This window comes from Thiococcus pfennigii (assembly GCF_016583835.1).
In the GTDB taxonomy this organism is placed as follows: domain Bacteria; phylum Pseudomonadota; class Gammaproteobacteria; order Chromatiales; family Chromatiaceae; genus Thiococcus; species Thiococcus pfennigii.
Genome location: NZ_NRRW01000035.1, coordinates 26,598 through 38,349, shown reverse-complemented (window position 1 = coordinate 38,349; position 11,752 = coordinate 26,598). Strand labels below are relative to the sequence as shown.

Genomic DNA, 11,752 nt, shown 5'->3' with positions numbered 1-11,752 from the left:
CGGTGGCGCGTCGGGGATACGCGCCGGGGGGGACGTCAGGCCGCGTGGTTGGCGGCGACGAAGTCCCAGTCGATCAGCTTCCAGATCTCATCGAGATACTTGGGCCGGGCGTTGCGATAGTCGATGTAGTAGGCGTGCTCCCAGACATCGACCGTGAGCAAGGCCTTCTTGCCGGCGGTCATCGGGGTGCCGGCGTTGGGGGTGTTCATGATCTCCAGGCTGCCGTCGGTGTTCTTCACCAGCCAGGTCCAGCCAGAGCCGAAGTTGCCGGCCGCCGCCTGCGAGAACTGCTTCTTGAATTCGTCGAAGGACCCGAAGGCTTTGTCGATCGCCGCGCCCAGTGCACCGCTCGGGGCGCCGCCGCCGTTCGGGCTCAGACACTGCCAATAGAAGCTGTGATTCCACACCTGGGCGGCATTGTTGAAGATGCCCCCGGAGGCCTTCATGACGATCTCCTCGAGCGGGAGCGATTCGAACTCGGTGCCCGGGATCAGATTGTTCAGGTTGTTGACGTAGGCCTGGTGGTGCTTGCCGTAGTGGTAGTCGAGCGTCTCCGCGGAGATCACGGGTTCGAGGGCGTTCTTGGCATAGGGCAGGGCGGGCAACTCGTGGGTCATATCCTGTATTCTCCTCTGTGGACCGATAGCGGGTGTCGCCTTAGATGGGCACCGCGGCCGCGGACCTCAATCGCCGCGGCGCCCCCGTTATCGTCAGGGGACCTTGAAAAATTGCCATCCGGGCGATTTTTCAAGACACGAAGCGAAAATGCGATGTCCGCTTCGCTTCACGTTCAGTCGCTTAGGCGACTGAAAGTGGCGGCACATCCGTGCCCCGCGCAGGCACCTTGAATTTTTCGAGGCGCCCTTCACACAGGCCCCTTCACGCAGGTGACGGCGATGGATCCGATCGAGTTGAGTCTGTTCGCCAGCCGCCTCGATGCGGTCTGCGACGAGATGGGCGCGGTGTTGCGCAACGCGGCCTTCTCGACGAACATCCGCGACCGACTCGACTACTCGTGCGCCGTCTTCGATGCCGCCGGCGGCCTCTGCGCCCAAGCTGCCCACATCCCGGTGCACCTGGGCAGCATGGCCTTCGCGATGACCGACCTGGTCGCGCGCGAGGAGTGGGTCCCCGGCGACATGGTCATCCTCAACGATCCCTTCCTCGGCGGCACCCACCTGCCGGACGTGACCTTGATCGCGCCAGTCTTCAGCGGTGGCGAGCGGGTCGCCTTCGTCGTCAACCGCGCCCATCATGCCGACATCGGTGCCGCCGCACCGGGTTCGATGCCGGTCTCGCGCTCGCTCGACGAGGAGGGGCAGGTGATCGCGCCGCGCCACCTGATCCGGGCTGGGGTCCTCGACGAGGATTGGCTCGGGCGGCTGGTCGCGGCCACCCGCCGCCCGGGCGATGCGCGCGGCGATTTCCTCGCCCAGGTGGCCGCCAATCGCGCCGGGGCCCAGCGCGTCGCGGAGCTCGTCGGGCGGCTCGGCACCTCGGCCTTCCTGACCGGCCTCGCCGAGCTCAACGACTACGGCGAGCGGTTGGCGCGCGGGGCGATCGCCGCGCTGCCGCCGGGCGTCTACCGCTTCGTCGACTGGCTGGACGACGACGGTCAGGGTACCCGCGACATCCGGTTGCAGGTCGCCGTCACGCTCGCCGACGGCGCGGCCGCCGTCGACTTCTCCGGGAGCGCGGCGCAGGTCGCAGGCAATATCAACTGCCCGCTGGCCGTCACCGCGGCGGCCGTCTTTTACGCCTTCCGTTGCCTGATGCCACCACAGACACCGGCCTGTGCCGGCGCCCTTCGCCCGATCCGGCTCGCGGCGCCGCCCGGGTGCCTGCTCAATGCGGGCCGCCCGGCGGCGGTGGCGGCCGGCAATGTCGAGACCAGCAGTCGGGTCGTCGACCTCGTGCTCGGGGCGCTCGCCCAGGCCGACCCGCAGCGGATCCCGGCGGCGAGCCAGGGCACGATGAACAACCTGGCGATGGGCAGCGCCGCGCCCGGGGCGGTCTGGGATTATTACGAGACCTTGGGCGGCGGCATGGGCGCCGGCGCCACCGGCGGGGGCTGGTCCGGCGTGCAGACCCATATGACCAACACGCTGAACACGCCGATCGAGGTCCTCGAGACGCGCTTTCCGCTGCGCGTGTGCCGTTATGGCCTGCGTCCGGGCTCCGGCGGGGCCGGGCGGCGGCCCGGCGGCGAGGGCCTGGTGCGCGAGCTCGAGCTCCTCGCTCCGGCCCGCGCGACGCTGCTCACCGAGCGCCGCCACCGTGGCCCTTGGGGCGTCGCCGGCGGCGGCCCCGGGCAGCCGGGGCGCAACCTGTTGAACGGCGAGCCGCTGCCGGCCAAGGTGGCCCTCGAGCTGGCGCCTGGCGATCGGCTGCGGATCGAGACGCCGGGCGGCGGCGGCTGGGGCGAGACCTGACCCGCCGGCCACCACCTCGCGCGCAAGGCCCAGTCGGCCGAGACGGCCGGCCAAGACCTTGCCATCGCTGCGGGCGGCTGGCAAATTAGCCACATGAGCCTCGCCCTGTACGAAGCCCTGACCAGCGCCCCTGACGAGCGCGCCCGCGCGCGCGTGATCGCCGAGGCGTTCGAGCGCCTGGAAGAACGCTATCCGCACCTGCCGGACCTGGCCACCCAGGCCCACCTGCGCGAGACCGAGCTGCGCCTCCAGAAGGAGATCGAGCAGGTCCGCGCCGACCTGACGCGGGAGATCGAACAGATCCGCGCCGATCTGACGCGGGAGATCGAGAAGCTCCGTGCGGAGCTGAAGGCGGAGATCGAACAGGTCCGGGGGGCGCTGCGCGAGACCGAGCTGCGCCTTCAGAAGGAGATCGAGCAGGTGCGTGGCGAGATTGCCCGGACCAAGGTCGATCTCCTGAAGTGGATCGTGCCCCTGATGTTCGCCCAGGTCGCGGCGATCGTGGCCCTGGTGAAGTTGCTCTGACGCCAGCGGCACAGCGCCTAGCCCGAGCGGTCCTGACGGAGACCTGAGCATGTGCGGTATCGCCGGCGAATTGCGGTTCGACGGGGCGCCGGCCGATCTGGAGGCGATCGCCGCGATGATGGGCCGACTGGTCCGCCGCGGCCCCGACCACGGCGGCAGCTACAGCGACGGGGCGCTCGGCCTCGGCCATCGGCGCCTGGCGATCATCGACCTCTCGGCGCGCTCGAACCAGCCGATGGTCGACCCGGAACTCGGCCTGGCGCTGGTCTTCAACGGCACCATCTACAACTACCGCGAGCTGCGCCGAGAGCTGACGGCCCGGGGCTACCGCTTCTTCTCCGACGGCGACACCGAGGTCATCCTCAAGGCCTGGCACGCCTGGGGTCTGGACGCCCCGGCGCGCCTCGACGGGATGTTCGCGTTCGCCCTCTGGGATGCCGCGCGGCGCGAGCTCTTCCTCGTGCGCGATCGCTTCGGGATCAAGCCGCTCTACTGGACGCGCGACGTCCGGCGGCTGCGCTTCGCTTCCAGTACCCAGGCCCTGCTCGCGGCCGGCGGCGTCGACACGGCGATCGACCCGGTCGCGCTGCATCACCTTTTCACGCTCCATGCCGTGGTGCCGGCGCCGCGCACGATCCTGACCGGGGTACGCAAGCTCGCCCCCGGCCACTGGCTGCGGCTCGCCGCCGACGGCCGCGAGGAGGAGCGCCCCTACTGGACCCTGGAGGCGACCCGGCCCGAGCCGCCGCCCAGCGAGGCCGACTGGCTGGCGGCGATCCATGAGGCCCTGCGCGCGGCCGTGCACAGCCACAAGGCGGCCGCCGACGTGCCGGTCGGCGTGCTCCTCTCGGGCGGGCTCGACTCCAGCCTGCTCGTCGCGCTCCTCGCCGAGGTCGGCGGCGTCACCGATCTGCACACCTTCTCGGTCGGCTTCGAGGATACCCCGGAGGAGGCCGGCAGCGAGTTCGAATACTCCGACCAGGTCGTCGCCCGCTATGGCACCCGCCACCACCGCTTCCTGGTGCCGAACGCCGATGTCCTGCGGCGGCTGCCGGAGGCGGTCGACGCGATGGCCGAGCCGATGTTCGGCCAGGACGCGGTCGCCTTCTATCTGCTCGGCGAGCGGGTCGCTCGGGAGATCAAGGTCGTCCAGTCGGGGCAGGGCGCGGACGAGGTCTTCGGCGGCTATTTCTGGTATCCCCGGATGCAGGCCGATCCCGCCGGCAGCTGGGGCGAGCGCTTCGCCCGGCACTACTTCGACCGCGATCACGACGAGTACCTGCGCCTGGTCGCGCCGCGCTTCGCCGGCCCCGACCACAGCGCGGCGCTCGTCGCCGAGCGGCTCGCCGAGCCCGGGGCCGACGAGTTCCTCGATGCCGTGCTGCGCTTCGACGTCACGACCCTGATCGTCGACGACCCGGTCAAGCGCGTCGACAACATGACGATGGCTTGGGGGTTGGAGGCGCGCGTGCCCTTCCTCGACCGGCGGCTCGTCGAGCTGGCCGCGCGCTGCCCGCCGGCGCTCAAGCTCCGCGATGGCGGCAAGTATCCGCTCAAGGCGATGGCCCGCGGCCGGCTGCCCGATGCCGTCATCGATCGCCCCAAGGGCTATTTCCCGATGCCGGCGCTGAAGTACGTGCGGGGCGACTTCCTCGCTTGGATGCGCGACCTGCTCGACTCGCGCGCCTGTCGCGAGCGTGGCCTGTATCGGCGCGACTATGTCGAGGCCCTACTGGCCGCGCCCGACCGCCATCACACCCGCATCCTCGGCAGCAAGCTCTGGCACCTGGCGCTCCTCGAGCTCTGGCTCCAGCGGCACCTCGGCCCCTGACGCCACCGGGGGTTCCTGGTGCCCCGACCCGCGGCGGTCGCGTGCGGCCGCTCCCCGCTTGAAAAGCCCATCCGCGGCCAGATCTCGCACCCCAACAGACAAATCACCGGCAGCGAGGTGGGCGATGGATGCCTTGGAGCGCATCGATCAGCAGGTCAAGAACAATCCGGTCGTCATCTACATGAAGGGCACCCCGCAGGCCCCGCGCTGCGGCTTCTCGATGCGGGCCGCGGAGGCACTTCACGCGTGCGGCGTCCCCTTCGCCTATGTCAACGTCCTCCAGGATCCCGACATCTTCGCCAATCTGCCGCGCTATGCGGACTGGCCGACCTTTCCGCAGGTCTATGTCGACGGCGAGTTGATCGGCGGCTGCGACATCACCCTCGAGCTCCACGCCAGCGGCGAGCTGAAGCGGATGGTGGAGGCGGCCGCGGAGAAGGCGGGGGCGCTGTCGGGCGGCGACTAGCCTATCGATGGCGACGAGCGTCCCGATTCGGAAACGCCGAGGTCGCCTTCAGCTCGCCCGCTGATCCGAGGGCCGTAGGAGCCCGCTCGAGGGCGACCAGGTCGCGTCTCGGGAATCGATCGGTCTTGCGCGAGCCGGCGTGTCGCGCGCTCCGGGCCTGGCGCGTGGCGGGGTGGCGCCGCTCGGCCCTATCTGCGGCCGATCTTCCAGACCCGTTCCGGGTCCAGCGCCTGCCAGCGGTTGACGATGTGGCAAAATAGCCGCGCTGTCTGCTCGGCATCGTAGACGGCGCCATGGGCCTGGCTGTGTTCCCAGTCGAGACCGGCCGCCTGGGCCGCCTTGGCTAGGACCGTCTGGCCGAAGACGAGGCCGGCGAGGCTGACGGTGTCGAAGACGCTGAAGGAGTGGAAGGGGTTGCGCTTGAAGCCGGTGCGCTCGACGGCTGCCTTGATGAAGCCGAGATCGAAGGCCGCGTTGTGCCCGACGAGGATCGCCCGATTGCAGCCCGTAGCCTTCACCGCCTGGCGGATCGGCACCAGGATCCGCTCGAGCGCGTCGCGCTCCGAGATGGCGTCGCGAAACGGGTGCTGCGGGTCGATCTTGTTGAAGGCCAGCGCGCGGTGATCCATCTCCGCCCCCAGGAACGGGAGTACGTGACAGGCGAGCGGCGCCGATGGCTCGATGCGGCCCTCGGCGTCCATCCGGATGATGACGGCGGCGATCTCGAGCAGGGCATGGCGCTGGGGGTCGAAGCCGGCCGTCTCGACGTCGACGACGACCGGCAGAAAGCCGCGGAAGCGGCGGGCGATGCTGGGGCTCGGGTCTTCTTCGTTCCTCATGCGGAGAGGATAAGCGTTAGGCGGGTTGGACGCCACACGGCCGCCGGTGCCGAACGAACGAGACAGCTGTGGTCGCCCTTCCGATCGGGCGTTGCCTCGGGTCCTATCAACCCGATGAAATGCGGGACCCGAGGGTGGGGAGCACAGCTTGCGTATCCTTTGACCCACTGTCGCGCACAGGCCTGCGAGCGCCCGTGGACCGGTGTCAATGAGACGGGATGCGGTGGCGGTTGTGCTACCATTTCAGGACTGTCGTGCCCGCGAAAACGAAGGACAAAGCATGCGAACGGGTTACTCCATCGGCCTTTGCGCCCTGGCCGTCGTCCTCTTGGCGTCCGGTTGTGCGTCGACCCCCGAAGAGCTGCGCGATCCGCGCGACCCTTGGGAGTCCGTCAATCGGGGCGTGTACAAGTTCAACACCGATTTCGACAACGCCTTCATGAAGCCCATCGCCAAGGGCTACCAGGCGGTGACCCCCGAGCCGGTGGACCGCGGTGTGACGAATTTCTTTGGCAACCTTGCCGACGTCGACTCGGCGGTCAACAACCTGCTTCAGTTCAAGTTGGCGCGTGCTGGTAGCGATGTCGGGCGGGTGATCGTGAACTCGACGGTCGGAATCCTCGGTTTCGTCGACGTTGCCTCCAACATGGGCATTCCAAGCTACAAGGAGGACTTTGGTCAGACCCTGGGTTATTGGGGGATCGGTTCGGGTCCGTACCTGATGCTGCCGATCCTCGGTCCGAGCAGCGTACGCGACACGGTCGGCTTCGCTGGTGACATCGTTGTCGACCCGCTCTTCAATGTGAGGAAGAACGAGATCTATTGGGGTGCTATCGGATTGCGTGCGGTCGATGGTCGCGCCGATCTGCTGACCGCCGAGTCGATCTTCGAGGAGGCGGCCATCGATCGCTACATCTTCTTGCGCGATGCCTACCTTCAGCGGCGCGACGCCCAGGTCAACGACAGTACCCTGACCGGGGATGCCGCGCCCGACATCTGGGATGACGAGGATGTGGGGCCGATCGGCGACTGACGCGCCTCCGGCGAGGCTGGCGCCGCGTTGCCTCCGCCCGAACGGAAGAGGCCCGCTGTCGCGTTGTCCGCGACAGCGGGCCTCTCTATTTGCGCATGGCCGAGCCGGGCCGCTCGATATGCCCCCGGCCATTGCCGGGGCGCGCATCATCGAGGACGGCGCTCCACCGTCGGCGCGATGCTCAGCTGCTCGACTTGTTGGTCTTGATGCCGAACGGCAGGTAGGCCGGGCACCAGGCCATGGCCGAGGTGGCCAGCAGGACGACGCCGACGATGCCGAGGATCCAGCTGCTCGCATAGAAGCCCCAGGCCAGGACGGCGATGCCGGCGACGAGGCGGATGGTGCGATCGGTGCTGCCCATGTTCTTTTCCATGATGTCTCTCCAGTGCGGTTGGGGCCGGCCGATGCGGCCGGCTTCGTGAGAATGGATGCTTACTGAGGATGAATTCAGTCTAGCAGCCGCTCGATGGACGGTCTGTGACTTTGTCACGCTGGGCTCGGGTTTTCGCCCCATTTCGTCTCCTCTGAGCGCTGAACCGCGCGATGCGAGGGGCCGCCAGCGGCGAATCGCGTGCGCCTTGTGTCGGGGGCGACAAGGCCGCGGCGGCGCGCTCGTCGCGCTGAGGCCGCTGCACGAGGAGAAACGAGGTATCAGCCCGCGGGTTTCGCCTTGGTCGCCAAGGCCGGGATGTCGAGCAGGTCGATGCGGCCGCGGCCCGTGCGCACCAGCCGCGCGTTCTCGAGGTCCCGCAGGAGGCGGGTGACGACCTCCCGCGACGAGCCGAGTTCGGCCGCCAACTCCTGGTGCGTGATCTGGAGGCTCGTGTCGGCCTGCGCCTCGGCGCGCCGCAGCAGGAAGGTCGCGAGGCGCTGGTCGAGGCGCTGGAAGAGGACGGCGTCGATGACGCCGAAGACCTCGTCGAGCCGCTCGGCGATCAGCGTGAAGATGAATTCGCGCCAGGGCGGCGAGTGGGTCATCCAGCGGGCGACCTGCTCGGGCGCGACCAGGGCGGCGGTCACGGGTGTCTCGCACTCGGCGAAGGCCGGGAACGGGCGGTGGCTCAGCACGCAGGAGGCCGTCAGCACGCAGCTCTCGCCGGTCTCGACGCGGTAGAGGGTGACCTCGCGGCCGTTCTCGCCGATCTTGTAGATCCGCGCCGTGCCCTCGAGGACCAGCGGCAGGTGCGAGCACTGGGCGCCGTCGCGGCAGATCTCCTGCCCGGCCGGCAGCGTCGCGAGCGAGGCGCCCCCGAAGAAGTCGTCGCGCAGCGCGGCGTCGGCCCGTTGCAGGAACGCGAACCGCTCGAGCAGACGCTGGCGTGTCGATCCCTCCGGGATCACGGCAGGCGGCCCCTAAGGAGACGCTGATTTATTGGCCGTCCTGGCCAAAAATCAGCACGGAAGTCGAAAGCGCGGTTGCCGACTTCCTTCATGTTCAGTCGCTTGTCGCGACTGAACATGGCGGGGCTCCTGCCCCGCACGGGAAGCCCTGAATACTTCAGCACTTCCCTGACGGTGGTCGTCACAGGGCGCGGATCCGCGCCGCCTGCTCCTCGAGCCGGGCGAGCGCGGCGCGCTGGCCCTCGAGGCGCTCGCGCTCCTTCTGCACCACCGCTGCCGGGGCCTTGTCGACGAAGCTCGGGTTGGCGAGCTTCGCGCCGATCCGCTCCAGGTCGGCTTGCAGGCGTGCGATCTCCTTCGCCAGGCGCTTGAGCTCGGCGTCCTTGTCGATCAGCCCGGCCATCGGGATCAGGATGCGCATCTCGCCGACCAGCGCGATCGCCGCCTCCGGCGCGGCGGCGCTATCCTCGAGCAGGGTCACCGACTCGGTGCGGGCGAGGAAGTCGAGGTAGTGGCGGTTGGCCGCGAGTCGGGCGCGGTCCTGCGCGCTCGCATTGGCGATCAGGATCGGCAGCGCGCGGCTCGGTGGGATGTTCATCTCGCCTCGGATGCGGCGCACGCCGAGGATGCACTGCATCACCCACTCCATCTCGGCGCTCGCCGCCGGGTCGGTGGCCTGGGGGTCGACGACCGGGTAGGGGGCGAGCATGATGGTCTCGCCCGGGACGCCGGCCAGCGGGCGGACCTTCTGCCAGATCTCCTCGGTGATGAAGGGCATGATCGGGTGGGCGAGGCGCAGCAGGGTCTCGAGCGTCGTGATCAGCGTGCGGCGCGCGCCGCGCTTGGCCGCGGCCGATGCCTCCGGGCGCGTCAGCGTCGGTTTGCAGAGCTCCAGGTACCAGTCGCAGAAGGCGCTCCAGGTGAAGTCGTAGAGCGACTGGGCGGCGAGGTCGAAGCGGTAGCTGCCGATCGCCTCGGTGACGGCGCCGGTCGTCTCGGCGAGGCGCGTGCGGATCCAGCGGTCGGCGACGCTGAGCTCCTGCTCACCGCCGTCGCGCCCGCAGTCCTCGCCCTCGGTGTTCATCAGGACGTAGCGCGAGGCGTTCCAGAGCTTGTTGCAGAAGTTGCGGTAGCCTTCGGTGCGCCCGAGGTCGAACTTGATGTCGCGCCCGGTCGTCGCGAGCGCCGCGAACGTGAAGCGCAGTGCATCGGTGCCGAAGGCCGGGATGCCGTCGGGGAAGTCGAGGCGCGTCTGGCGGGCGATCTTCTCGGCGAGATGCGGCTGCATCATTCCGCGGGTGCGTTTCTCGACCAGCGGTTCCAGCGCGATGCCGTCGATCAGGTCGATCGGGTCGAGGACGTTGCCCTTGGACTTCGACATCTTCTCGCCGTGGGCGTCGCGGACCAGGCCATGGATGTAGACCTCGCGGAACGGTACCTCGCCCATGAACTTGAGCCCCATCATGATCATCCGGGCGACCCAGAAGAAGATGATGTCGAAGCCGGTGACCAGCACCGAGGTCGGGTAGAAGGTCGCGAGCCGTTCGGTCCGCTCGGGCCAGCCGAGCGTGCTGAAGGGCCATAGGGCGGAGCTGAACCAGGTGTCGAGCACGTCCGGGTCCTGCGCCAGCGTCACCTCGGGGCCGAAGCTGTGGCGCGCGCGGATCTCCTCCTCGGAGCGCCCGACATAGACGTTGCCCGCCTCGTCGTACCAGGCCGGGATGCGATGGCCCCACCAGATCTGGCGGCTGATGCACCAGTCCTGGATGTTGCGCATCCACTCGAAGTAGGTGTTCTTCCAGTTGTCGGGCACGAAGCGGATGTCGCCGCCTTCGACGGCGGCGATCGCCGGGGCGGCGAGCGGTTGCACACGGACGTACCACTGGTCGGTGAGGTAGGGCTCGATGACGGCCCCGGAGCGGTCGCCGCGCGGCTGCTGGAGCCTGTGGTCGCGCACCGCCGCGAGCAGGCCCAGGGCCTCGAGGTCGGCGACGATGCGCCGACGCGCCTCATAGCGATCGAGCCCGATGTAGGCGCCCGGCAACAGCTCGCCCTCCTGGGGCTCGTTGGTGCGGATCGCGGCGTCGGGCGTGAAGATGCTGATCAGGCCGCCGTGGGGCTGCGTCGCGATCGCCGTCTCGTCGCGGTGGCGCAGCCAGACCTGGTGGTCGTTGAAGTCGTGGGCCGGCGTGATCTTCACGCAGCCGGTGCCCAGTTCCGGGTCGGCGTGCTCGTCGGCGATGATCGGGATGCGCCGGCCGGTCAGCGGCAGCTCGACGAATTCGCCGATCAGGTGGCGGTAGCGCGCGTCCTCGGGATTCACCGCGACCGCGCAGTCGCCGAGCATGGTCTCGGGGCGGGTCGTCGAGACGACCAGGTGGCGCGGCTCGGCGCCGGGCGGCTGCACGAGCGGGTAGCGCAGGTCCCACATGTGGCCGTTCTCCTCTTCGGAGAGGACCTCCAGGTCCGAGACCGCCGTGTGCAGGACCGGGTCCCAGTTCACGAGGCGCTTGCCGCGGTAGATCAGGCCCTCCTCGAAGAGGCGCACGAAGACCTCGCGCACCGCCGCCGAGAGGCCTTCGTCCATCGTGAAGCGCTCGTGCGCCCAGTCGAGCGAGGCGCCCATGCGGCGCAGCTGACGGGTGATGGTGCCGCCGGATTCGGCCTTCCAATCCCAGACGCGTTCGACGAAGCGCTCGCGGCCGAGGTCGTGGCGGGTCAGGCCTTCGCCATCGATGAGCCGCTCGACGACCATCTGGGTGGCGATCCCGGCGTGATCCGTGCCGGCCTGCCACAGCGTGCGCTCCCCGCGCATCCGGTGGAAGCGGACCAGGGCATCCATGACGGTGTCCTGGAACGCATGGCCCATGTGCAGGCTGCCGGTGACGTTCGGCGGCGGGATCATGATGCAGTAAGAGGTGGCGCTCGCCTCGCCGTCGTGAGGGGCGAAGTAGCCGTTGGCCTCCCAGGTGTCGTACCAGGTCTGCTCCAGCGTCTGGGGGTCGTAGTTCTTGTCCAGCATGGTGTCGATGCGCTCGCGGGGTCTGGGTCTGACGGCAAGACCAGAAAGTATAACCGACCGCCGCCCCGCCCCGGGGCGGGTGACGCGTCACCCGCCCACGCTGTCGCCGGCCGGGCTTGATATACCTCAAGGCGGTCGCCCTTTCGTCAATTTTGTTCATTGCCTGCGGCGGGGAACGGGTTACCATTTGGGCTCGATTTGCCGAGCCTGCTGGCGCGCGGGGCGCGCGCTGTGCGCTGCGTCATGGCCGTGCCCGCCCGAGG

The 11,752-nt window shown here is 69.0% G+C and carries 10 protein-coding genes; 5 read left to right on the top strand and 5 right to left on the bottom strand.

Annotation, left to right across the window (positions count from 1 at the left end; all coding sequences use genetic code 11):
* Positions 1 to 35 precede the first annotated feature (35 nt).
* The gene (locus CKO41_RS12065) at positions 36 to 617 is read right to left on the bottom strand and encodes a superoxide dismutase (protein WP_200252350.1); all 582 of its coding nucleotides are present in this window, start codon (positions 615 to 617) and stop codon (positions 36 to 38) included.
* A 279-nt stretch (positions 618 to 896) separates the two neighbouring features.
* Here CKO41_RS12065 and CKO41_RS12060 point away from each other — a divergent pair, with 279 nt between their 5' ends.
* From CKO41_RS12060 to grxD, 4 genes are all read left to right on the top strand, one after another.
* Positions 897 to 2,432 (top strand): hydantoinase B/oxoprolinase family protein, encoded by a 1,536-nt coding sequence (locus CKO41_RS12060; RefSeq protein WP_200382439.1) that lies wholly within the window; start codon positions 897 to 899, stop codon positions 2,430 to 2,432.
* 93 nt (positions 2,433 to 2,525) lie between these two features.
* Positions 2,526 to 2,957 (top strand): coiled-coil domain-containing protein, encoded by a 432-nt coding sequence (locus CKO41_RS12055; RefSeq protein WP_200252354.1) that lies wholly within the window; start codon positions 2,526 to 2,528, stop codon positions 2,955 to 2,957.
* 49 nt (positions 2,958 to 3,006) lie between these two features.
* Positions 3,007 to 4,788, top strand: coding sequence for an N-acetylglutaminylglutamine amidotransferase (locus tag CKO41_RS12050; RefSeq protein WP_200382437.1), 1,782 nt, complete (start codon positions 3,007 to 3,009; stop codon positions 4,786 to 4,788).
* Between the two features lie 124 nt (positions 4,789 to 4,912).
* Positions 4,913 to 5,254 (top strand): Grx4 family monothiol glutaredoxin, encoded by a 342-nt coding sequence (gene grxD / locus CKO41_RS12045; protein WP_200382435.1) that lies wholly within the window; start codon positions 4,913 to 4,915, stop codon positions 5,252 to 5,254.
* 188 nt (positions 5,255 to 5,442) lie between these two features.
* Here grxD and rnt read toward each other — a convergent pair whose 3' ends face one another.
* On the bottom strand, positions 5,443 to 6,093 hold the full coding sequence (gene rnt / locus CKO41_RS12040) for a ribonuclease T (protein ID WP_200252360.1): 651 nt from the start codon (positions 6,091 to 6,093) through the stop codon (positions 5,443 to 5,445).
* 280 nt (positions 6,094 to 6,373) lie between these two features.
* On the opposite strand from rnt, the gene CKO41_RS12035 reads away from it, so the two are divergent.
* A complete protein-coding gene (locus CKO41_RS12035) occupies positions 6,374 to 7,126 on the top strand; it encodes an MlaA family lipoprotein (protein ID WP_200252386.1) in 753 nt (250 codons plus the stop codon).
* A 181-nt stretch (positions 7,127 to 7,307) separates the two neighbouring features.
* On the opposite strand, the gene CKO41_RS12030 is transcribed toward CKO41_RS12035, so the two are convergent.
* The 3 genes from CKO41_RS12030 to CKO41_RS12020 all read right to left on the bottom strand — a co-directional run bounded on the left by CKO41_RS12030 (position 7,308) and on the right by CKO41_RS12020 (position 11,489).
* Positions 7,308 to 7,499: a YgaP family membrane protein gene (locus tag CKO41_RS12030; protein WP_200252363.1), complete on the bottom strand. Its 192-nt coding sequence runs from the start codon at positions 7,497 to 7,499 to the stop codon at positions 7,308 to 7,310.
* A gap of 278 nt (positions 7,500 to 7,777) precedes the next feature.
* Positions 7,778 to 8,467, bottom strand: a complete 690-nt coding sequence (locus CKO41_RS12025; RefSeq protein WP_200252367.1) for a helix-turn-helix domain-containing protein — start codon at positions 8,465 to 8,467, stop codon at positions 7,778 to 7,780.
* Positions 8,468 to 8,648: 181 nt separating this feature from the next.
* Positions 8,649 to 11,489 (bottom strand): valine--tRNA ligase, encoded by a 2,841-nt coding sequence (locus CKO41_RS12020; RefSeq protein WP_200382433.1) that lies wholly within the window; start codon positions 11,487 to 11,489, stop codon positions 8,649 to 8,651.
* Positions 11,490 to 11,752 lie beyond the last annotated feature (263 nt).

Excerpts from the sequence above, each read along its gene's own strand:
- grxD (WP_200382435.1), top strand. The coding sequence starts at position 4,913 with ATGGATGCCTTGGAGCGCATCGATCAGCAGGTCAAGAACAATCCGGTC.
- CKO41_RS12060 (WP_200382439.1), top strand. The coding sequence starts at position 897 with ATGGATCCGATCGAGTTGAGTCTGTTCGCCAGCCGCCTCGATGCGGTC.
- CKO41_RS12055 (WP_200252354.1), top strand. The coding sequence starts at position 2,526 with ATGAGCCTCGCCCTGTACGAAGCCCTGACCAGCGCCCCTGACGAGCGC.
- CKO41_RS12050 (WP_200382437.1), top strand. The coding sequence starts at position 3,007 with ATGTGCGGTATCGCCGGCGAATTGCGGTTCGACGGGGCGCCGGCCGAT.
- rnt (WP_200252360.1), bottom strand. The coding sequence starts at position 6,093 with ATGAGGAACGAAGAAGACCCGAGCCCCAGCATCGCCCGCCGCTTCCGC.
- CKO41_RS12035 (WP_200252386.1), top strand. The coding sequence starts at position 6,374 with ATGCGAACGGGTTACTCCATCGGCCTTTGCGCCCTGGCCGTCGTCCTC.
- CKO41_RS12030 (WP_200252363.1), bottom strand. The coding sequence starts at position 7,499 with ATGGAAAAGAACATGGGCAGCACCGATCGCACCATCCGCCTCGTCGCC.
- CKO41_RS12065 (WP_200252350.1), bottom strand. The coding sequence starts at position 617 with ATGACCCACGAGTTGCCCGCCCTGCCCTATGCCAAGAACGCCCTCGAA.
- CKO41_RS12020 (WP_200382433.1), bottom strand. The coding sequence starts at position 11,489 with ATGCTGGACAAGAACTACGACCCCCAGACGCTGGAGCAGACCTGGTAC.